This is a genomic window from Nocardia sp. CWNU-33, assembly GCF_046764895.1.
In the GTDB taxonomy this organism is placed as follows: domain Bacteria; phylum Actinomycetota; class Actinomycetes; order Mycobacteriales; family Mycobacteriaceae; genus Nocardia.
In genome coordinates this window covers 111251-132327 of record NZ_JBKOQN010000018.1, presented here as the reverse complement: position 1 = coordinate 132327, position 21077 = coordinate 111251, and the positions used below count along the sequence as shown (strand labels likewise).

At 62.9% G+C, this 21077-nt stretch carries 23 protein-coding genes and 1 tRNA gene; 17 read left to right on the top strand and 7 right to left on the bottom strand.

Annotated features, from left to right (window positions below):
- The first annotated feature begins 272 nt into the window (after window positions 1-272).
- The 3 genes from ACLMAL_RS23840 to ACLMAL_RS23830 all read left to right on the top strand — a co-directional run bounded on the left by ACLMAL_RS23840 (window position 273) and on the right by ACLMAL_RS23830 (window position 2903).
- Entirely contained in the window at window positions 273-2027 is a 1755-nt protein-coding gene (locus tag ACLMAL_RS23840; protein WP_412001105.1) for a 3-deoxy-7-phosphoheptulonate synthase, read from the top strand.
- A gap of 23 nt (window positions 2028-2050) precedes the next feature.
- Window positions 2051-2425 carry a MoaF-related domain-containing protein gene (locus ACLMAL_RS23835; RefSeq protein ID WP_412001104.1) on the top strand — a complete coding sequence of 125 codons (375 nt, stop codon included), beginning with the start codon at window positions 2051-2053 and terminating at the stop codon, window positions 2423-2425.
- 172 nt (window positions 2426-2597) lie between these two features.
- Window positions 2598-2903 carry a hypothetical protein gene (locus ACLMAL_RS23830; RefSeq protein WP_412001103.1) on the top strand — a complete coding sequence of 102 codons (306 nt, stop codon included), beginning with the start codon at window positions 2598-2600 and terminating at the stop codon, window positions 2901-2903.
- 77 nt (window positions 2904-2980) lie between these two features.
- On the opposite strand, the gene ACLMAL_RS23825 is transcribed toward ACLMAL_RS23830, so the two are convergent.
- Window positions 2981-4192 (bottom strand): L,D-transpeptidase, encoded by a 1212-nt coding sequence (locus tag ACLMAL_RS23825; RefSeq protein WP_412001102.1) that lies wholly within the window; start codon window positions 4190-4192, stop codon window positions 2981-2983.
- Between the two features lie 306 nt (window positions 4193-4498).
- Between ACLMAL_RS23825 and ACLMAL_RS23820 the strand changes: the two genes are divergently transcribed.
- Window positions 4499-4571, top strand: a tRNA-Lys gene (locus ACLMAL_RS23820).
- Window positions 4572-4909: 338 nt separating this feature from the next.
- Here the strand turns inward: ACLMAL_RS23820 and ACLMAL_RS23815 are convergent.
- Together ACLMAL_RS23815 and ACLMAL_RS23810 are read right to left on the bottom strand one after the other, a co-directional pair.
- Complete coding sequence (locus ACLMAL_RS23815) at window positions 4910-5203, bottom strand: hypothetical protein (RefSeq protein ID WP_412001101.1); 294 nt, start codon at window positions 5201-5203, stop codon at window positions 4910-4912.
- Between the two features lie 493 nt (window positions 5204-5696).
- Complete coding sequence (locus tag ACLMAL_RS23810) at window positions 5697-6050, bottom strand: hypothetical protein (RefSeq protein WP_412001100.1); 354 nt, start codon at window positions 6048-6050, stop codon at window positions 5697-5699.
- A gap of 817 nt (window positions 6051-6867) precedes the next feature.
- Between ACLMAL_RS23810 and ACLMAL_RS23805 the strand changes: the two genes are divergently transcribed.
- Window positions 6868-7506: a hypothetical protein gene (locus ACLMAL_RS23805; protein WP_412001099.1), complete on the top strand. Its 639-nt coding sequence runs from the start codon at window positions 6868-6870 to the stop codon at window positions 7504-7506.
- 159 nt (window positions 7507-7665) lie between these two features.
- Here the strand turns inward: ACLMAL_RS23805 and ACLMAL_RS23800 are convergent, their stop codons facing one another.
- The gene (locus tag ACLMAL_RS23800) at window positions 7666-10125 is read right to left on the bottom strand and encodes a patatin-like protein (RefSeq protein WP_412001098.1); all 2460 of its coding nucleotides are present in this window, start codon (window positions 10123-10125) and stop codon (window positions 7666-7668) included.
- Between the two features lie 754 nt (window positions 10126-10879).
- Here ACLMAL_RS23800 and ACLMAL_RS23795 point away from each other — a divergent pair.
- From ACLMAL_RS23795 to ACLMAL_RS23770, 6 genes are all read left to right on the top strand, one after another.
- Window positions 10880-11233: a hypothetical protein gene (locus ACLMAL_RS23795; RefSeq protein WP_412001097.1), complete on the top strand. Its 354-nt coding sequence runs from the start codon at window positions 10880-10882 to the stop codon at window positions 11231-11233.
- A gap of 279 nt (window positions 11234-11512) precedes the next feature.
- Window positions 11513-11812 carry a hypothetical protein gene (locus ACLMAL_RS23790; RefSeq protein WP_412001096.1) on the top strand — a complete coding sequence of 100 codons (300 nt, stop codon included), beginning with the start codon at window positions 11513-11515 and terminating at the stop codon, window positions 11810-11812.
- Window positions 11813-12148: 336 nt separating this feature from the next.
- A complete protein-coding gene (locus ACLMAL_RS23785) occupies window positions 12149-12562 on the top strand; it encodes a hypothetical protein (protein ID WP_412001095.1) in 414 nt (137 codons plus the stop codon).
- A 104-nt stretch (window positions 12563-12666) separates the two neighbouring features.
- Window positions 12667-14358 (top strand): hypothetical protein, encoded by a 1692-nt coding sequence (locus ACLMAL_RS23780; protein ID WP_412001094.1) that lies wholly within the window; start codon window positions 12667-12669, stop codon window positions 14356-14358.
- A gap of 641 nt (window positions 14359-14999) precedes the next feature.
- A complete protein-coding gene (locus tag ACLMAL_RS23775) occupies window positions 15000-15266 on the top strand; it encodes a P1 family peptidase (RefSeq protein ID WP_412001093.1) in 267 nt (88 codons plus the stop codon).
- 64 nt (window positions 15267-15330) lie between these two features.
- Complete coding sequence (locus ACLMAL_RS23770; protein ID WP_412001092.1) at window positions 15331-15618, top strand: antibiotic biosynthesis monooxygenase family protein; 288 nt, start codon at window positions 15331-15333, stop codon at window positions 15616-15618.
- A 75-nt stretch (window positions 15619-15693) separates the two neighbouring features.
- Here the strand turns inward: ACLMAL_RS23770 and ACLMAL_RS23765 are convergent, their stop codons facing one another.
- Window positions 15694-16068 carry a cupin domain-containing protein gene (locus ACLMAL_RS23765; RefSeq protein WP_412001091.1) on the bottom strand — a complete coding sequence of 125 codons (375 nt, stop codon included), beginning with the start codon at window positions 16066-16068 and terminating at the stop codon, window positions 15694-15696.
- Window positions 16069-16144: 76 nt separating this feature from the next.
- On the opposite strand from ACLMAL_RS23765, the gene ACLMAL_RS23760 reads away from it, so the two are divergent.
- From ACLMAL_RS23760 to ACLMAL_RS23750, 3 genes are all read left to right on the top strand, one after another.
- Complete coding sequence (locus ACLMAL_RS23760) at window positions 16145-16615, top strand: MarR family winged helix-turn-helix transcriptional regulator (RefSeq protein WP_412001090.1); 471 nt, start codon at window positions 16145-16147, stop codon at window positions 16613-16615.
- Window positions 16616-17148: 533 nt separating this feature from the next.
- The gene (locus tag ACLMAL_RS23755) at window positions 17149-17766 is read left to right on the top strand and encodes a transglycosylase SLT domain-containing protein (RefSeq protein WP_412001089.1); all 618 of its coding nucleotides are present in this window, start codon (window positions 17149-17151) and stop codon (window positions 17764-17766) included.
- A 102-nt stretch (window positions 17767-17868) separates the two neighbouring features.
- Entirely contained in the window at window positions 17869-18180 is a 312-nt protein-coding gene (locus tag ACLMAL_RS23750) for a hypothetical protein (protein ID WP_328410228.1), read from the top strand.
- 6 nt (window positions 18181-18186) lie between these two features.
- Here ACLMAL_RS23750 and ACLMAL_RS23745 read toward each other — a convergent pair whose 3' ends face one another.
- Window positions 18187-18651 carry a MarR family winged helix-turn-helix transcriptional regulator gene (locus tag ACLMAL_RS23745; protein ID WP_412001088.1) on the bottom strand — a complete coding sequence of 155 codons (465 nt, stop codon included), beginning with the start codon at window positions 18649-18651 and terminating at the stop codon, window positions 18187-18189.
- A 59-nt stretch (window positions 18652-18710) separates the two neighbouring features.
- Here ACLMAL_RS23745 and ACLMAL_RS23740 point away from each other — a divergent pair, with 59 nt between their 5' ends.
- Both ACLMAL_RS23740 and ACLMAL_RS23735 read left to right on the top strand, forming a co-directional pair.
- Window positions 18711-19688, top strand: a complete 978-nt coding sequence (locus ACLMAL_RS23740) for a pirin family protein (RefSeq protein ID WP_412001087.1) — start codon at window positions 18711-18713, stop codon at window positions 19686-19688.
- Between the two features lie 126 nt (window positions 19689-19814).
- Window positions 19815-20108 carry an excalibur calcium-binding domain-containing protein gene (locus tag ACLMAL_RS23735; protein WP_328410226.1) on the top strand — a complete coding sequence of 98 codons (294 nt, stop codon included), beginning with the start codon at window positions 19815-19817 and terminating at the stop codon, window positions 20106-20108.
- Window positions 20109-20165: 57 nt separating this feature from the next.
- Here the strand turns inward: ACLMAL_RS23735 and ACLMAL_RS23730 are convergent, their stop codons facing one another.
- Complete coding sequence (locus tag ACLMAL_RS23730) at window positions 20166-20387, bottom strand: DUF3618 domain-containing protein (RefSeq protein ID WP_328410224.1); 222 nt, start codon at window positions 20385-20387, stop codon at window positions 20166-20168.
- A gap of 79 nt (window positions 20388-20466) precedes the next feature.
- Here ACLMAL_RS23730 and bcp point away from each other — a divergent pair, with 79 nt between their 5' ends.
- Complete coding sequence (gene bcp / locus ACLMAL_RS23725) at window positions 20467-20946, top strand: thioredoxin-dependent thiol peroxidase (protein WP_412001086.1); 480 nt, start codon at window positions 20467-20469, stop codon at window positions 20944-20946.
- The last annotated feature ends 131 nt before the right edge of the window (window positions 20947-21077 follow it).

Sequence of the window (21077 nt, the reverse complement as noted above, 5' to 3'; positions counted from 1 at the left end):
ATCACCCCCCAGTGCGACACTGTCAACCAACAGAACACGACGATAACTCCACTCAATCGTGATGTCCGACACATGGATTCGCATACGTACGCATACCGATATCTTCGATAACCAAAAGTTAACGATACGTATTAGATATGACCAATTCTTTGCGCACCCAGAAGTCGATTCTGCCGCTATCTCGAGTAGACAGATCAAAGAAATAGGTGCAGGATGATGCCGCAAGGGGCGAATCATCAAAAAGATAAACGGGTTTGGGTCCAATGCATGAGATGGAAGCCGCGACCGCGTTTCCCCGCGAGAAGAATCCCATCGGCGCGGCGCGGTGCCGACCGCGTCTCGGCCAGCCCGAGTTGGCGGCACCGACTGGCGGAGCACGGTTCGCCGATCCGACCACTCGAATGCTCGTCACCAACACGAACCTGACCACACCGGCGCTGGAATCAGCTCTCGGCACCACATTGCGGGTGCGGGTGCTGCGCCAGGACATCATGTCCGCCGATCGGCTGCCCGACACCGTTCGAGCACCGTTGCAGTTACCGTCCGGCACCGAGGTGATGGTCCGGCGATCATGCTTGCTCAACCCGGATTCGATTCCGGTATCGGTCAATTACGTCGTCAGCGCCGTAGGTGTGGGCGCGCAGCACAAGCTCGACAGTGTCGACACCGCCATCGGACACAGCCTGCAGGCCCGACAGGTCGCCCAACGCCGCGAGTTGCTGCGGGCGGGCTTGGCACGATGGCCTGATCAGCGGGTGTGCGCATCTCGGTCCTACATCATGCGGGTCGACACAGGCCCACTGTGCTACATCCGGGAGAGCTTCAATCCTGGCCTGATCTCACCCGAACTCCTCGTCGAATATCCCGAGCTGCCATGGGATGACGAGCCGGTATCGCCGTCGCGCTGGACCGGCGAACCGACCACAGCGCCGCTATGGCTGGACGCCGCCCGTGCCGATGCCGATCAGCTGCGCGAACTGCCCCCGCTCGTAAGTGTCGACGAATGCGACGCTCTCACATCCGAACTCGCCATGGTGACGACCGGACAAGCATTCGCATTGCATGTGGGCGACTCTGTCGAAACACCCGCCAACGGCCGCGCAGGCATGCTCATTGCCGGCCAGGCGATGGCGGCGGCCGCCGCCGCGGTCCTGGCATTCGGATCGGGTCGGCGCATCGTGACGATCAGCCGGATCGCCGATCAGCGCGCACGGCCATGGTCTGCGCCCAACCCCGATCCTCAGGAGATGCTGTCGACGTATCTCCATGCCGCAGCGACGCTCAATCACCTTCGGACCCATCCGGTGGCGCCGCCGGCACCGGCGGTCGCGCTATTGGATCACGCTGCCGACGCCGGCCCGAATCCGTTGTCGGCGGAACTATTGCGCAACGTTGCCGACATGTTCGCGGGCGCCACCACCGCACCGCCCGGCGGCCGCCAGCTGCACAGTCTGGTGCCACGGCTGTGGACCTCACACGAGGCGCTGCTGCCCTACGCACACGCGCTGACGCGCCGCCATGACGACGGCCGCTGGTGGGCAGGCTCCGCCCACCTACTGTGGGTCGGCGACCACACCGGCAGCGAGGCTCATCTGCGGCTCGCGACCGCGATCGACAACCCGATCGCGGTCACCGTCGGACCGACAGCCGAGCCGGACGACATAGCCGCGCTGTGCCTGCGGCTCAATCCCGACAAGATCCCCGGCAGACTCACGCTGATCGCCCGCCTCGACACCGCGCTGCTGCCGCCGCTGCTGGCGGCCGCCACGGCCACCGGAGTGCCGGTCGCCTGGGTCTGCGATCCGATGCCCGCCGCCGCTCACCGCACCGGCCGTGGACTCGAGACCACCGACTTCGAGGCGATCGCCCTCGAAATACACGGTTTCTTCGACGCATGTCGGCGCGCGGGCGTGATCCCCGGCGGTCTGCGCCTGGCGGTGTCGCGGCGGCTGAACCCCGCCCAGGCGCTGCACTGCGTCACCATCGCGCACGACGAGCTCTACTCCCTTCCCAGCATCGCGTCCTGAAGCCCTTTTCCATGGAGAGAGAAATGACCGACATAGCGCAAGAGACCGCAGGCCACCCCGATCTGATCGGCGGTCCGTCCACCACCGAGCTGGCCGGAACGGTTATCGAGTACCGATACACGACCGGCAACCACTACCGCATGACATTCACCGCAGACAGCCTCGGCTTCGTCCTGCTCAGCGACCCCAACCGGCACGCGGTCGACGCAATTTCCTACCGTGCGCGCAAGCTGCGCGAGGACTTCTACCTGGTCTGCTGGACCCTGAAGCCGGGCATCCATGTGGCACTGCTGCTGGATTTCGAGCAGCGGCAGGTCCACGTCACCGCGATGATGCCGCCCAACCAGTGGGAATTCTTCGATATCGGCGAGATCCTTGAGGCCGAGCGCGCGTCCTGAGCGCTGACCACCCTGCGCGACAGGCAGTTTCGCTGTCCCGCAGCCCCTCGTCGTTCGAGAACGGCGACTTCGCCGATTGTCTGACAGATCTCCGTTTCACTCCGTAGACTGCGGCTCGAGGGGAGGTGTCGCCAGGCATCGCCCTGGTTGACAAGAAAGACAACAGTTCGTGATGCGTGCCACAGTTATCGCGGCCCTCGTCGGCGCAACATTGCTGACCGGAGCCACCGCAACGGCCGCCGCGGATCTCGGAACACCGATGGAGTCGACCGGACTGGAGTCCTCGACCGGATCGGGCAGCACCGGATCGGCGGGCGGGGTGACCACAACCGGGTCCTCGGGCACCGGGTCCGCAGGCGCGGCCTTGGCCGCCTTCGAAAAGCTCCTCTTCGGCGGCCCGCTGCTGTGCGCCGCGTTGGGCAGCGCGATCAACGCGAATCTCACCTGCCCAGGCACGCCAGGACCTGTCATCCCCTGATTTTCGCCCGTCCCAGGACACGAGAAGGCCCCCGACGACCATGTGAACCCAAGGATCGCCGGGGGCCTTCTCCTTCGTCACCGGACGTCGGCGTTGCCCGCCTTCCATTCCGGCCACGCAATGTTCCAGTCACCGAGGCCGTCGACACCCGACAGGGTGCCGCCCACCGTGTTCTTGACGATGGTGATGTCGCCGCGCTTGGCGTTCTGATAGACCCACTGGGCGTTGGCCGGACTCAGGTTCAGACAGCCGTGGCTGGTGTTCGAATACCCCTGCTGACCGACCGACCACGGCGCGGAATGGAAGAAGATGCCGCTGTAGGAGAGGCGGGTCGCGTAGTCGACCGGAGTCTTGTAGCCATCGGACGAACCCACCGGAACGCCGTAGGTCGAGGAGTCCATGATGATCTTCTCGAACCGGTCGCTCACGATGTAGACGCCGTTGTCGGTGGGCGTGCCCGACTTGCCCATCGAGGTCGGCATGGTCCGCACGACCTGGCCGTTCTGCTCGACGGTCACCTGCTTGGTGTTGTCGTCGGCGGTGAAGACCACCGCGTCACCGACGGTGAAGAAGGAGTGGATGTTGTCCTGACCGAACAGGCCGTTGCCCAGATTCTTGCCATAGACATTCACCTCGACGGTGACCTTGGTGCCCGGCGCCCAGAAGTGCTCGGGCCGCCACCGAACCTCACGGTTGTTCACCCAGTAGAACGCGCCCTCCACCGCGGGCTCGGTGGTGATCTTTATCGCATTCTGGGCGGCCTTGCGGTCGGGGATGTTCTCGTCGAACTGCACCGCGACCGGCTGCCCGATGCCGACCACCTCACCCTCACCCGGCAGCAGGTATGGATGGGTCTGGCTGTCCGGCGAACTGGTGGTGAAGCTCAAGGTGGTGGAGTTCGCCCCGCCGAGGCCGATGGCGTCGGCGCGCAGCCGGTAGGCCTTGCCGTAGCCGAGCACCTCGGTGGTCTCCCAGGACCGGCCATCGGCGGCCAGCTTGCCGCTCACCGACTCGCCCTGCGGGTTGAGCAATGTCACGGCGGTGAACTTGCCGTCGTCGGCCTTGAAGACCATCGGCATACCCGGCGAAACCCCCACGTCACCGTCCTTGACCGGGGACAACAGCTTCGGCTTGATCAGTTCGGTGATGGGGTTGCGATCGATGGCGACCTGCGAGCTGTCGGCGCTGCCCGACGAGCACGCCGATAAGACCAGCGCGAATACAGCGAACACAACCAGAGGTGCGGTGACTTTCCCCATCGTCCGATGTCGACCCTGCGCAACGCTCATCTCAACCCCGTTTCAAGTCCCGGTGCGCCAAGAAGCGCACCGATGGCTTCGGATCCAACCGATTGCTAGCTCAACCCACCGCGCCGGCGGGATCGGTCGAGACCACGCCCGATATTCTGCCAGCTCCGCAAGCCCGAACAAACGCGAACGCAGCGTCGACGCAGGCGAGTCCACCGGTTAGATCCCGACTACCCCACCGGGCGTTAACACCCCTCGCGAACTCGACCGACGCCCCCGCCCGGATATCGATTTCACTTCTGCGCCCTCGGCCTGTTAATGTCTGTCCCGCACCGGAACACGGAGCAAGCGCCATTAGCTCAATTGGCAGAGCAGCTGACTCTTAATCAGCGGGTTCGGGGTTCGAGTCCCTGATGGCGCACCTAAATTAACAGGTCAGGCCCGATACTATGATCGGGCCCGTTCCGATCTACCGGACCGTCACCAAAAGAACACCAAAAAGTCACCACCAACGGTTCCTCAGCTGGCCGTGCCTAACCCCAGCTCCAGCACGGACGATGAGTCCGGTGCCCGCTCCGGCGAGACGATGTAATGCCGCTCCGTGATGCCCTCACGAGAATGCCCCAACTGCTTCGCGGCCGTTTTCGAATCCGACGCCTCAGCGATCAGCGTTGCCACTGTCTTCCGGAATGTGTACTGAGTCACATCCTTGTACAGAGTGCCGCGTGCGTCCCGCCATGTGGTCACCGCGTACCGCAGTCAAGCCGGTCTGGCGCGAGCTCTGCTGGACATCATTGCGATGCACTCCTCGTCCAACCCGGTCTCAACGCCGGGGACCAGATGGCCAGCAACTCCCCCCTCGTCACCGACACCGGCATCTTCGGGATCGTCGCCGACCACCATCCCTGCTTTGGCGCCGACTTCGATATCGTCCGCGACTAATCCGGCCACCAGCTCATACGACTGATGACCCTGCTGCCACTCGTCGGCGACGAAGTGGAGTATGCCCGTCGCTTCAGACACCAGGCAGTGAAAACCCGATGGCAAATCCACGAGACAAAACTGCCCGACCTGACCCGCCGCAGCGCGATCTGACCAACCGCATACAAAACGTCCAACGGGAGACCCACACCACTGGTCCAGCTGCCAGCCAGGGTCACCGATCCGTGGTGGTCGGTGCCCGAGGCAGGCGGCTGGCCAGGGGCAGCTCTCGAGCATGTACCGCTTGGTGCCTCGCAGGTCCGCACGGCGATGCCGTCGGCCACGAGCCGTTCGAGTGCGTTGTGGATAGCCCGGCCGAGCGGCCTATGCTCTTGGCGATCTCGCCTGGCGTGAACTACCGGCCCGCGCAGTCGCGCAGGAAGTCCTCGGCCATCCCCCGCAGGGCACCCGAAGCCAGCCGCTTCGGCTTCCCGCCCGCCTCCGCATCGGGGGCGACCGATGTGGGCTCGGTGTCGGTGTCAGTGGGCTCTCCGTGCCGGTCTGCGACCCTGTCTCTGCGGTCTCGGTATCCGGCACGCCGGGCTCGTGTTCGCCCGCTGTCGCGTCATCCGCGTCCGGGGTAGGTGCCGGGCGCGTCCTCCGCTTCTTGGGCGGTGTCGGCCGCAGTGGCAGGTTCACCGACCGCGTCAGCGCCGCCAGTGGTATCGCTATCGGCGGGAGCGATCTCCGGCCACCAGCGGTCGGCGGGGCGCCGTGCGCTACCGTCGGATTCACCGGCGGTGCGGATCGCTGCGCCGTTGCACTCCAGGGCGGCAAGAAGTTTACGGGCGGTCGAGCCACCGATCCCCGCCTGCTCGGCCAGCTCAGCCGAGGTGCCGCCGGGGGCGCCGTGCAGTTCCATCCACAGCTTATCCGCGGCGGTCGCTGAATCGGTGACGGCATTGATGGTGTTGGACATGACTTCTCCCGGTATCGGTCGTATGGGTGGTCATGCCCCGGCCGGGCGGTAGCCCCGGTGTGCTGCCAGTGCGTTCGGACTACGACACCATGAACCCTCTCCCCGCCACCGAAGTCAAGTCGGTTCTTGGCGAATTTTCCTGGTGCACAACCTTTTTGAGTTCAATGCGAGCTTGATTCGCCCGGGGTTCAGAGCGTTGATGGTGTGGCGAGATCGAACCGACACTGGAGACAAACATGGCGACCTACGAACACTTCATCTACGCCGGCGGTAGGCGACCAAGGCGAACGCGTTCGTCCAACTCGTCGCGATACTGCTCGCATGTCCGTTCGGGCACGGCGGTAACTGACCATCCGTTCCCTGGGCGCGCGCAACGCTGCCGCCTCAGCGGTGTCGAAAAATGGGCCGCGTGTCCGCCGGTGTCCGCGTCTACCTTGCGCCACCCGGGTCCAGACGCGGGGCGACGTGCCCGCACAGCCAGTCGTTCAAGCACGCCTCGCGCAACGCCGGTCCGTCGGCGTCGGCTTCGAGCGAAGTGAGCGTGACGCGGATATCGGTGCGGCACCCACACGCGTATCACGCTGCAGCGCATGATGTTCCAGATATTCGACCAACCTGGAGACGGCGGCGATGCTGGACTGGTATCGGATATCGCTGTCGGACATGGGTTTGTCTCCCTGCCGAATAGCGGATCCAGCAGCCAGCCACGGGCAGGGGGCTGGATCCGCTATTCGGCAGGGGCGAGCTTGTATCGCTTGGGTGCCTCGCAAGTGCGGATGATGATGCCGTCGGCAACCAGCTTTCCAAGGCGTTGTAGATGGCTCCGGCGGAGCACTGCAGGGTCTTCGCGATCTCGCCGGGGGTGAATTCCCTTCCCGCGCAGTCGGTGAGGAAGTCCTCGACCATTCCCCGCAGGACCCCCTTGCCCAGTCGCTGCGCCTTGACCGGCTCCTCCTCTGCCGAGACTTCGGCCGCCTTGCCGTCCGGCGACTCGGTGACATCGGCGTGCTCGTCGGACTCCGTGTCGCCGTTCGCGGGGCTCCTCGGTCGCCGGAGCGGATTCGCCCGGATCCGCTGCGGCGGACTTCATCTCGTCCCCTTCGATCTCGGCCCCTTCGGCGCCGGCCTCGTCGGCGCCAGCTGTCGGGCTTTCCTCGTCGGTGGCGGGTGCGCTCGAGCCCTCAGCCGTGGTGGCGGTGGCGGCCGAATCAGCGGGAAGCTCGACGTTCTCGTCGCCGAGGGCGGTGTCGGTGTCGGTCTTCGGCCACCATCGGTCAGCGGGGCGTCGGGCGCTGCCGTCGGATTCCCCGTCGGTGCGGTGCGCTGCGCCGGTGCGCTTCAGGGCGACCAGGAGCTCGCGGGCGGTCGAGCCGCCGATTCCGGCGCGCTCGGCCAGCGCGGCGGAGGTGCTGCCGGGAGCTTCGAAATGAACCTCTGCTCCGCAGACCGTCGATAAGGCACCGCCCGCGAACGGTTGTCGGCGGATCCAGCCGTCCCCCCTGCTCGTCGTCGAACCACACGTCAAGCGCGCCGAGGTTGTCCGGCGACCACGGAGGGTGCACACGGTGTGTCTGACAGCACGTGCTGGTTGCTGGATTGCCCCCGCATGCGGTGCTCAGCCCGGTCCAGTGTCGGTGCCGTCGTCGGTATTGAGTCCGTTGATCTGGTCTCTTAGGTGTCTGATCAATTGGGGTGGAATCTGCTTGAGGTCGGATTCTGCGTCGAGGATGGCGTTGAGGGCGTCGGGCAGGTGCGCCGTTGCCGGTGCGGAGGCCCCGGGAACTGTTTCGTCCAGACTTCGCAGTATTAGTTCCGTTGCGTCGAGGCGGCCCCACAGATAGTCGTTTTCCCGGTACTTTGGTTTGAAGAAAGCGCGGAAGTGGTGGTATCCGAAACCCTCGAGTTTGCGGGTGTTCAGTGGCGTGAGCGCCTTGGCACGGAGAGGGCTGAACTGGGTTATTGGTATCTGGGTGAACTGCGGGAGATTCGACAGGGCGATCGTCGGGAACAACAGCCCGTCCCAGAGCGGGAAGCCGAGGTACCGACTGGCCAACAGCATAAGATGCCGTTTATCCCACTGAGGCCTCAGTGCCGCGAATGCCTGCCAGAGTGCGTCTCCGCCACCCCCCTGAGTCTCATGGATCTGTTTGGTGTACTGATCGAATAGCATATCGAAATTATCCAAATTCGATGCAACGAACGAATCGGGCCGAATATTGCTGGATGCTGTACCGCCTGGCAGTTTCTGTGGTCGCAGGAATTCGAGGGCGCCCTGGGTGTCCAGTGCGCTGATTGCCGCTACGGGGCCAGCCAAGATCGCATCGATATGTTCCCAGGCAAGTGCCTTGAGTTGGTTGATACTGGCCCGCAGTGGCTCGTTCTCGACCGTGTAGAGCTTGTTCAAACCCGCGAGGATGAACTGCATCCGGCGGTGGCGATATGGGATATCGATAGGTTGCAGGAACTCCGACAACGACTTCGACGACTCTTCGGGATCCGGATTTTCCCAGAACGGTTGCCGACGCACCCAAGATAACGTGCAGGACCGGATGAACACTGCGGTGCTCGACTCCAGTGGTAGTGCGAAATGCTTCACGATCGCGGTTGCCACGCATCTGGCGATCGACGCTGCCTTGAGTCGCTGATAGGTGTTGTATGTGGAGCCGAGCGCCTCGGCTGCCTCCTGGTGCATTGTTCTAGAGGTCGCGAGGAACGCGTCCTGATCTTCCAGAACTTCCACTGGGATCGCAGCAATGGCTTCCTCGATATTGTTTGATACAGTCTTACTTGCGATCGCGTTGTCTCCCCGCCACTTTTGATGCGCATAGCGAATGCGATCGAGCACCTCCACCCGTTGTTGCTCCGCGATAGCGCCCACTTCGGCGATTTTCTCGTTCATCGCCCGCAGGTCGATCAGGTCGTCGAGGATCGACTGACTGCCCTTGATCCCATTGAGGACATGGAAAAGGTCACGTCCCCAGCGCCGTTTCGCCGCTCTGCCGCTATTGGTATCCGTTGGTGGGGCTTCGAGGGCACATCCAGGATCGGGCTCGATGTAGACCAGCCGACGATAGACCTCGGTCGATGCCTGCCTGCGGCTGATCGCGTCGATGACCAGATCGAAGGGCGCATTATCGAGAACACCTCCGTCCACGAACCACGCCTCCTCGGCATCGACGCCGTTCTCAGCGTAGTTGAAGCGGAATCGGTCAGTGTCGACCTCGACATTTGGTGGAAATTCCGCCTCTCGAGGAAAGGTCAGGACATTGACCGGGTCGAAGGCGCCGGGGAACGCTGAGGTAGCCCTCGCGGCAAACGCCAGAGTCGGTGTGGCCTGTTTGCCGAAAATGGGCTTGTTGCCGTTCTCCTGGATGAACTCGAGCACTTGCGCGTGGCACAGTTCGCGCTGTCCCACCGTGCCGTCCGGCGAGCGTATCGCTACGTCGAAGCCGTTCAGATCGGTGGTGGTTACGAACAGTGACAGCGCTCCACCATCAGGGATCAGCGTATCGGCGACCGGTCCGACCGCATTGCCAGCCGCACCGGACGACGTGGGTTGGTCCATGCCGGTGAGCGCCTGGTAGAGCAGCCGCGACATGAGATCGCCGTTGAGCGGTGCGCGACGGGTCCAGAATGTCGCGAGCTTGAACAGAGCTGCAAAAAACGTGCGTGTCACTGTTCCGCCGATACTGGGCGCACGCACCAGGGCACGTAGATCTGCATGGTCGATCCACAGCCGCTTCAGGTCATCCTGGCTCGCGTTCTGCGCGATTGCCTTACTCAGCACTATGCCGTTGATCCCACCAGCCGATGTTCCGCCGATTATGTCGATATTGACCGAAAGTCGACGGCCTTCCCGGGCCATGTCCCGCAATGCATCGAAGTAAACGGCCTCGGTGTCCGATTGGTTGTCAAACGGATTCGGTGCATCAGGTTCGGAGTCCAGAATATTGTCGAGCGCGCGTGACGCCCTGACGAGCTTATGTAGCTCTTTGGTTATGCCGTGCATGTAGATGGCGAGGGATACACCCCCGTAGCATACGAGTGCTATCCGAAGTTCAGCTGGCTCGTTCATCGAAGCCTCCGCCCGTTGCCTGCCAGTTGCTGGATCCTCAGCGTAAGTTCCAGACGAGCAAATATCCCGCGTATCGCACTACTCGAATCGGTCGCCACAGAGCCCAAGCAGCCCGCGAGGCACCTCCCGATTCCGCCGTGTTCTCGCACGTCTAGGCGTCAACGATCAATCTGCGCTGCCCCCAAACTCGAACTACTTGCTTGATACCCCCACTTCGCTGTCGTCGATATGCCGCGGTGACCTTTGCAGCGGCTAGTTTGCGGCACGCACGGGCCGCCGGACGGCGGAAAGGCCGCGAACCGACTGATTTGCGGGCCCGTAAGTCGACTACGAATCGGCGGGTGCGGCTTCCACGCCGTCGACCAAAACGGCACTACCGCAACTGAACCGGCCAGTCCGAAAACTTTGATGTACCCGGTTTTCGCGAAGTCGGGATACTGGACTCTAGGCCACGGGTTTGATTGACGGTTGTGGGAACACGAGTGACTGCGCCGAATCCAATTCGCCCCAACACCTATCGAAAGTATCGAAAGCCAACTGCTTCGGCGGCATCGACTCGCTCACCGCAACGGTGCCGCCGGGCAGGTAGACCGCAGCGGATTCTCTTCAAAGTGAGGTAGGTGCTACCCAGGCCTTTTGTCTCTGACAAGTCCATGCTCGAACGATCAATTCAGTTCGGACGAGGAGTACGCCATGGGTTTTGTGGACGATCAGACGTGGGTGGGGTGTCGGCACCAAGCTCGGCGGGATCGCTGTGTTCGGCGCGGAGACATTCGAGGGCGTGGCGACCCGTGTCGATTCCGCCAGCAACCCATGGCGTGACGTCAACGTCACCAGCATCCGGCTGGGTGTGGGCTTGGGCGGCTCAGTGGATCTGTCGGTGTTCGCCGGCTTCAACATGGCGTTGCTGGAATGGGCCGATGGGAAACCGGTGACGGACTGGGACCTGAATCTGGCAGTGCCGGGCGTCGAGGTCGGCCTGGACGATCTACGTGAGGGCCTGGCGCTCGCGCGATTCATCGAGGGAACCGATTTCCTGTCTTCAGCCTTCGTCGCCGAGATGAAGAATGCCGAGCGGATCAGCCAGCTGCGTGACTTCGCCTCATAGCTGTGGTCGACCGGCGAAATGTACGGCGAGCGAGCGTCCAACGAGCCGAGCGTGATGGTGATCGATGTGCCTGGAGTCGGCTGGGGCGCTGAGGTGTAAGTGTTCCTCACCGGCGGTGAATTCTCCGCCGGCCCCATCGTCGGACAGCCCGGCGTTCCGTTCGAAAAGAGAGAAGCCACAAATGTCCCAGATAAGTATGTTGCCGTTCCACGGATCGGAAGGGTTGAGCCGCAGAGTCAACCTGCTGACCGGCGAGGTCGTGGGGAAACCTTACGGGTGATGACGACCGAGACCTCAGTAAGTGGGCAGCAGGCCACCTATTCGTTCGATATGGTCGAAACCCATGGCGCCTTGATGGACACGCTCGGACTGTCGATGCAGGCGAGCGGGCGCTATGGCATTTTCTCCGCGGAAGGAAAATTCGCGCTGCCGGAGAAGTCCAGCTACAACTCGCAATCGACCATGGCAACCGCTTACTGGAAGGCGTTGGCCCACATCATGAGAGTGAATGGAATGTCCGTATCACAGTACCCGCTCGCGAGCCCTCGGAGGACGGCCATGACATCCCGGGGGGCATAAGGCGTCAAACGTCGACAAGTGGATCGAATGGCTACAGAAGGAAGGGATCGACCTGACCGCCTCATTCGGCCTCATCGGCCTCGTAGGTCGAATATCAAGCGCGGATAAATCAGAAGCAATAGGCATTCCTTGATTATAAATCTGAAGTTCCGCAAACGGAAAGCCACCGAAAAATGTCATCTTGACCTAACGACCAGTGGCATAGCCGACCTTTGAGGCGCACTCAATATATACAGACCGGCCTGGGCTCAAACCGCACTTCACCAATGAACTAGACCCTGGCGCGCCCGATGGACCAGGAAAATTCGCAATCTATTCACTTAAGGGAGAGAGAGCATGACGCAAGTCGAAACGGTGTCCGTCGAGACAGCCGAAGCCGCGCAAGCGTTTATCCAGTCCCACGGTTCAGGACCAGTCATGGTCCTATCCCCTGAAACGCTAGAGCATATACAGCAAGCTGAGGACGCCGGCGGGTTCGAGGGTGGCCAGAGCGGTGGAGTAGACGGTGGCTACTCAGCTGAAGGCGACGGTGGCCCGGAGATGAATTTGGCTACGGATCCTCCACCTGTGGACTACCTCGACATGGACGGGGCTATCACAGGCGCCTGGTTCGAGAATCAGGCGGAGAGGGCGCTTACGCTGCGAGACATCATAGAAGCTCTGAAAGGTGAACCGCTTGGGCTGATGATCCTTGTGCCAACAAAGGAATTGCAGCGGCTGATTGGCCTGACTCCGCCCGACGAAGCCTGAGCGCTAAACCTCGATCTTTCGGTGAGTCCGGCGTCCCACTGGACTAGGGACAAATCGAATACACTTTGAAATAGCAAGTCAATCATCATACTGGAGCAGTTGCGATGACTACAGATGGATTCCGTGAAATCGAAGGCGTGAGACTCCCGTCCCTCTTAATTTCGTTGGGACTAGGCGTCGACGACTTCGTCAACGTCGAGGGTTCGCCCACCTCAGCTACATTTTCTTCCGCAATGTCCGGCGGCGTTCTATTTCCTGGGAAAACAATATTTTTGCAGAAAGATAAGCTCTTTCTGTTCGACAACGAGCTGGGATCCTGGAGTCGCGGCGACTGGCCTAAGCCGATCGCAGATGTTTTCGGAATTGCCGGAGTGGGAATCGACGCTTGTTCGTGGGTTGGACCGAGGTATCCCGATTTGTGGTTCTTCTTTGTCAATAATCAGTACATTGCATGGAAGGCAAAGCCGGAATCGGGTGGCGCAATCGAAAGGCCTATTCAAACGCTGGCCAAGGATTGGGGAAATACGTTTGGAACATGGTTTGGTGAATCCGGTTGCAATGCCGCTATTCATGATGAAAGAATTGATCTAGCGAGCCGATTTCATGTATTCAATGGCGCTAACTATCTCCGCCATGACTTCGACAAGGGCGCATACGATATTGGACCGACAACGATCGCTGAGGCGTGGCCTGGCCTTGAAGAGCCCTGGACATCGGGCATTGATCTGGCGTTCTGGGGACGCGGTGACGACGTCGGCTCAATTTTCTTCGTTGCAGGACAGAATTGTGCGGTGTACGCCCCGGACAGAGCTCGAGTCGTCCGCAGCGGTCCCGTTGAGACCGTCGTCAAGGGATGGGCCGAGCAACGACGCCCCCAGCTGTTCCTTCACGAGGAGTATGTGTTGAACCGATATGTCGGAGGAATCGAGCCGGGTCCGTTTATCCGGGCGGATGTGGTCGAAGCCCGCTCGGCGGACTCCAGGACTCAGGTTATCGCCGCGCAGTACCTGACAAAGACCAGCGAGACGAGCAGCGTGCTGGACAGCTCGAATACCGCGGTCGTCAGCGATCTTGCCGAGAACGTTCGGGAGAATTCGCAAGACACCGGCAGCCGCGACACCTACCAATACGCGATGGATGCGGACTTCCACGGCGATGCCTCGGCGAAGGGGATTTGGGGAGGGGAGGTCAATGCTCACTTGGGTGTGAAGGGCGGATCGGACGACCTGCGGACGGCGTTCGCCCGGTCGGTCGACAAGGGAATCAGCCAGCAGGTACAGCGCTCGTCGGCGACGGTGAACACTGCCCAGACGCAACAAGGTGCCGAGACACAGAAGGCGGGGCAGTCCGAGGAGACGAGTACGCACGAGACCGGATCAGTCGACAAGGACACCACCATCGTGACGGACTACTACCAGATCATGCAGTCGTACCTCACGATCCTGGCGCTTGAGCATGTCGGCGTTGTGTACGTCGACCAGCATGGGTCCGATGTCGCGGAACTCTCCGACCTCGAGCGTCTGCTCGACGCCCACGTGGCCGAGTCGAGTCGCCAGATGGTCCGGGATTACATCTGCGCCGAGCTGTCCGCTGTAGCCGACGTCAACGGACAGCCTCGCAATGTGCTGCGCGCGACCGGCAAGGCGGTCGCGTTTGACGGCACGATCCGCACAACGGTGTCGGTGCCGCTTCCCGACGGCACCGAACAAACTGTGACCGTGGCAGGCGTCGCCAAAACCGAGGAAAAGCAGATCATCGGCACCACGCAGATGCGGCCCTGGACGCTCATTTCGTGACCGAGAGTAATGAGACTCGGAAGACATGGTACGCGGCGGCCTCGGTAGCAGGCCGACCAGGCTCAGGGCTCACCACCATGGTCTCGTATCCAAGCTCAGATCAGGTGCCGATTCCGGTGTTCGGCATCGATGGCAAGGCGTATGCGCGTGGCTGTCTGCCTGGACCCGAATGCCGCGCTACCGGTAGATCCGGGTCAGAGTACCCATATCGGTTCGCCGCCACAGCCGTCCCGTCCTTGTCCACGAACTGAATCGTGAAGCTGGCCGCCGGGGTGCTCACGATTATGTGCTGCATGAAGTCGTACGGAGTCCCGTCCGGTTGCATGAATTCGACTGGCACCCGTGCACAGACAGCCAGCGTGTACACCGCTCACAAACGCACCCACTCGACCCCAGAACTTCACACCCCACACCAATATCCGAGCACCACAAGCACATTGACCGGAACTCTCCATCAGCGGGTTCGGGGTTCGAGTCCCTGATGGCGCACAGCAAAACCAAATCCCTCCTCGACACCATGTCGACGGGGGATTTTTTGTTGCCAACAATCAGATCACGCCGGGTGTGTCCTTCGCCACGCGCGACACCATCGGGCGTGATCGGCCGGGAATGTCTCGACATCACCGCGTGGAGACGACCGATTGGTTCGAGCACGATCGCCACTCTCCACCGCCAACGACCGCGAGACATCGACATCGTTGCCACCGCAGTCGATTTCGGAGGCGGAGCTGGAGCCCCGCACGACCATGCCGTGGCATCGGATGAATCTGTTGTACGAGGCCGTCACGCACTACGTAGAAGAAGCGGTGCTGAATGCGCTCCTGGTGAACCAGGATATGACCGGCCGCGATCACCACCTCTCATCCGCCTTGCCCCACGGTCCACTGCTCGAGCTCATCGGCCGCTGAACACCCGCGGAACAGTTCGGCCGCGGCGAGGGTTGAGCACCGTTGCTACGACAAGGAGGCAGTAATGGCAGTGACGGTAGAGCTGACCCGTTTCACGGTGGCGCCGGACAAGGTCGAGGAGATGCTGGCCGCCAGGCCGGGGATGGTCGCGGATTTCGATGCCGACCGCGAGGGGTTCCTCGGAGCCCGGCTGATTCGCCTGCCGAATGACGAGTGGCTCGACGTGGTGGAGTGGCGCTCCGAGGCGGATTTCACCGCCTCCCGCGCCAAGGGCCCGAACCTGCCCGGCATCGCCGCATTCTTCGCAACGATCTCCGGCCTGGTGAGCGACGAGCTCGGCACCCTGGCCTGATTATTACCTCGACGGCCTGGCAATCCAGATACTGGATTGCCAGGCCGCCACCGCCCCCGCTCGTGCCGAGGGGCCTCAGCTCGCCCAGGGCGGGGTCAGGCGGGTGCCGTCGGCGAGCTCTGCGGCGAATCCGACCGGAACGGTCACCACCAGCGCTGCGGGCTCTGATCCGATGTTGTCCAGGCTGATGGTCGAGCCCGCGGGCGCGATGGCCGCGTCACCGGGTTCCAGCGCCGACGCCTCGCCGTCGATGTGCAGCGTCACCGCGCCCCTGATCACGACAAAAGCCTCCTCACGCAGGATCTTGTGGCCTACTCCCACCGTGCCCGGATCGATTCCGGTCTGCCAGACGCACAGTTCGGTGCTGCCCGTCTCGGGACGGATGTAGGAGGTGAAGCGGGCGTTGTGCATTTCGTGGACCTGGGCTTCGGCGGCACGGATCACAGGCATGTCTTGCTCCTCAATTTGGTCAACTAGATTGACTAGATAGTCAAGCATGTTGACCACATGTGTCAAGATGGAATTCATGACGGACCTGAAGCCCGCTTCGGCACTGCACCAGGGGCAGGATCTCGCCCTGCTGCTGCTCGCGGCGGGCGCGGCGGCGACGGATGCGATCCACAGCGGCGTCCAAGCGGCCGGATTCGACGATGTACGACCCGCCCATGGGTTCGCGTTCGTACGAATGGCACCGAATGGCGCGACCGTCGGCGAGCTCGCGGAGCATCTCGCGGTGACCAAGCAGGCGGCAAGTCAACTGGTGGACGAATTGGTGCGCAAGGGATACGCCGAACGCAACCCGCATCCCGACGACGCCCGCGCGCGACTGATCACATTGACCGAACGAGGATGGGCCTGCACGCGTGCGGCCGATGCCGCTGCGGCGAATTTCGCCGCACAATGGACGGCCGTTCTCGGCGATTCCAAGATCACCGAATTACGTAACGCATTGACTCGCGTCGTGGCCCCCGGAAGGGTGCGTCCGGCATCTTGGTAGGGCACAAAACGATAAAGGTGTCGTGCGTTACCGTTATATTTACGTGACCTGCATCACATTGAGTTTAGGGGCAAACTCCCCGCATACATAGGGTGTCGACCTGCATGATCTTGGTCATCCAAGATCGAAAAATCCGCCGATTCATCTTTCGTTTACCCTCTGTTAACCAGTCGTGACCATCCTGAGATCAGGTCAAGAACAGACCAGCAGTTTGGTTAGGCCGAGGAGTAATCCACGGACATTCGGAAAACGACCGCAACAGCAAGATGTTCACTCGCGGTCACTGGAGTACCGCGCGGCACCGAAGGGTACCGCAATACTCCCTTTCGATGACAGCGGCACCCGTGGGGCCATTGCCCCGGGTACCTGAGCCGCCCGCACGGGGAACCGAATCCCCGTCTTTCACAACAAAATCCGAAAACCGCATAAAAACCGAATTCGGCGAGCAACCACACCTGACGCCCGCCATGGATCCGTGTTGCCAGGCATGCCCGGATCGAACCCCAGTCCCCGAACAAGGAACCGATTTCGCAATGCATGACAGACGCTTCTTCTCCTTCCACCGTCCCTCACTCCGCGAAGGCTTCACCTTCGCGATCGCCGCAGCGGGCATCATCGCCGTCGCCGCTTCTTCCGCAGTGTCCGTGGCAGACGACAGCGTCCCGTCTCGCGTCGCCATGGTCGCCGAGGAGCAGGCCGCGCCGGTAGCCGCCGCCCCGGTGGCCGATGCAGCGGCACTGCCCGCGCTGCCCGAGCTTCCTGCCATGCCCGCGCTGCCTGCCCTGCCTCCGATGCCCGAAGTGCTCCCGCCGCCGCCCGCTCCGGTCTACGAGAACAACCTCAACGGCTGGATCCTGCAGTCCCTCGACATCATGCGCGCCAGGAACATCCCCGGCAGCTACGACGGCATCCACCGCAACATCATGCGCGAGTCCGGCGGCGACCCGCATGCGATCAACCTGTGGGACTCCAACGCCGCTGCGGGTATCCCCTCCAAGGGTCTGCTGCAGGTCATCGACCCGACCTTCAACGCCTACCACGTCGACGGAACCCCCTTCGACATCTGGGACCCGGTCGCCAACATCACCGCGGCCTGCAACTACGCGGCCAACCGGTACGGCTCGATGGACAACGTGAACTCGGCCTACTGATCCGACAGCACGCAAGAACAACGCCTCCCCGGCGATCGCCGGGGAGGCGTTGTCGTCCGCTAGGGTCGACCGGGACCAACCACCACCGATGCGGAATGCGCCATGACCGATTACGCCCACTCCGACTCCGCGTCGAAGAGTCGCGCCGAGAAGGCGCGACGGCTCGCGGGCTACATCTGGGATCGCGGAATCACCGGAGCCGAACTGCTGGCCATGCCTGCGGCGCTGCGGCGCAAGCTCGCGCGTGCCGCGGCAACGAATCCGCCGAGCACCGACGAGACCTGGGCGGCCGTCGCCCGACTCCTCGACGACAAGGACGCCTGGGCCGGGCACCATCCGAATCATGCTGCGGCACAGCGCAACCACACCGACGAGAAGCTGATGTGGGTGAAACCGCCGATCACACCGTGGTGACGGCGCTCAGAGGTTGAGGCCGGTGCTGCACTCCGCCTCGGCCACCACCTTGTCCGCGAGCGCCCGCAGCGCCCTCGCCTCCGCGGGCGTCAGCACGTCGATGAACAGGCGACGGACCAGATCGACATGGTTCGGTGCGGCGCGTTCGAGCGCTTCCCGCCCGGCCGCGGTGAGTTCCACCAGGATGCCGCGGGCGTCTTCCTGCGCGGGGCGGCGTTCGACGAGCCCGCGGGCGGCCATGCGAGCCAGATGCTTGGAGAGCCTGCTCTTCTCCCAGCAGATCTCCGCGCCGAGCTCCTTGGCGCGTAGGCAGCCGTCCGGCGCGGCCGACAGCGGCACCAAGATTTCGTAGTCGGCCGGCGACAAGCCGTCCTGGGCGAAGCCCGCGGCCAGCGCCGCGTCCATTCGCTGGCGCAGCCGGATGAAGGCTTGCCAGGTCGTTTGCTCGTCATCGCTCAACCATCGGACCACGGGAATTATCCTAGCCAGCCTTTGGTTGACATGGACACCAAGCCTGCCAGGAGGTGCCCGTGCCCGCCATCACCGTCCCCGACATCATGGTTCTGCCCCGCCTGCCCAGGCCGACCGAGCCGACGCGCGAGCGTCCAGTGCGCAGCATCAGCACCGCGCAAAAGCAGCGCGAAGGCGCGGGCTTCGAAGTCCGGCGGCCGTTCCCGAGCATGGATCTGCGCTCGGCCGACCCGTTCATCCTGCTCGACCAGATGGGTCCGGTTGCTTATGAGCCGCACGAGGCCAAAGGCGCGCCGTGGCATCCACACCGCGGCTTCGAGACCGTCACCTACATGCTCGACGGCACCATGGTGCACCACGACTCCAACGGCGGAGGCGGCGTCATCAGCGAGGGCGACACCCAGTGGATGACCGCGGGTTCCGGCATCCTGCACGACGAGGTGCCGCCGGAAGAGCTGGTCGCCTCCGGCGGCTGGTTCCACGGCGTCCAACTGTGGGTGAACCTGCCACGTCCGCTGAAGATGGCCGCACCGCGCTACCAGGATCTGCGCGGTTCCGAGCTGACATTGGTGAGCTCCCACGACGGCGGCGCGCTCGTACGACTGATCGCCGGCGAGATCGGCGGATTCGCGGGCCCCGGCTCGACCTACACCCCCATCGCGTACGCGCACGCCTCCATCAGCGCCGGCGGGCAGCTGGAAACACGATGGCCACAACAATTTACGGCGATGGCATACGTGTTGTCCGGCAGCGGCACCGTCGGCGCGGAACGCAGGCCGATCGGCGAGGGCCAGCTCGCGGTCTTCGGTCGCGGCGACTCGATCACTGTCTCGGCCGATGCCCGACAGCACGATCGGACCGGCGATCTCGAGGTGTTGCTACTCGGCGGCCGGCCCATCAATGAGCCCGTCGTCCAATACGGCCCCTTCGTGATGAACAGCCGCGCCGAAATCATCCGAGCCGTCGAGGATTTCCAAGCCGGACGAATGGGAAATATCCCGGCCGAACACGTGGCGGGAAAGCACCTCGGCGCGTAATTGCGGCATTGCGCGCACAACATTCGCATGCAGCCCGGTTGACAACCGAGCGGCCCGTCACAACAGTGGATGCGGCGCCTCCCTCCTTTGGCGCCAATCCACCGCAGCAAACACACAGAGGAATACATGAACGTTCGCCGGCTCACCGTCAGCGCTGCCGTCGCGGGTCTGACCTTCCTTGCGGCGCCCGCCGCCATGGCCGCTCCCACCGGTTCCGCAGGAACAGGATCGTCCGCCATCGACACCGGCTCGGCCGCGACCGGCTCGGCAGGCATGTCGCAGACCGGCTCGGCGGGTGGCGCCTTCGCCAACTGCGACGCGGCCCGTGCGGCCGGCCGGGCGCCGATCTTCCGTGGCGAACCCGGTTATGGCCCGCATCTGGACCCCGACGGCGATGGATTCGCCTGCCCGACGGTCTAAAGCCCGAAACAACGAAACACCCGGTGTGGCAGTGCACACCGGGTGTTTCGTTTTCCGTCAGCGAAAGATCTTGAGCAGCACCAGCCCGACGACGACAACGCCCGCACCGATCAGGCTGTACTTCACCTTCGGCTCGTTCAGCTTGGCAAGCACGATGTGCTTGGTCTCGTCTGCGATCCGCTGCGGATCCGCCCGCACGGCAAGTTCGTCGAGCGTGCTCGCGAGCTGTGTTCGCGCGGCCTCGATCTCCCGCTCGATCTGCTCGGTATCCCTAGCCACGTATCTCCTCCTGTGTCTGATTGCCACGAGTCTAGCCATCATCTACGCACTGTCATGGCCTTCGGTTACCGTGCAAGGCGTGACCGACAACCAACGACTCTCCCCCGGTGATACCGCCCCCGACTTCACACTCCCCGATGCCGACGGCAAAGACGTGGCGCTGTCGGATTACCGCGGCCGCAAGGTGATCGTCTACTTCTACCCCGCCGCGAGCACACCCGGCTGCACCAAGCAGGCCTGCGATTTCCGCGACAACCTCGCCGAACTGGCGGGTGCTGGCATCGAGGTCATCGGCATCTCACCGGACAAGCCCGCGAAGCTGGTCAAGTTCCGCGACGCCGAAAAGCTCACCTTCCCGTTGCTTTCGGATCCCGACCGCACCGTGCTCACCGCTTGGGGCGCGTTCGGCGAGAAGATGATGTACGGCAAGACGGTGACCGGGGTCATCCGCTCCACCTTCCTGGTGGACGAGGCGGGCAAGATCGAGGTCGCCCAGTACAACGTCAAGGCTGCACATACGACATCAAAGATCGAAAGAATCTTGGGAAAACGAAAGTAGTGGCCTCGGCGACCACGACGGAGCGCTCCACATCCATGCTGACCTGCGACTTCCGGTATCTCCCGCACGACAGGTGGCTCAGAAACGAATCAGGCCCCGCACCTCACCTTGGGGTCACACGGTCGCCGCGA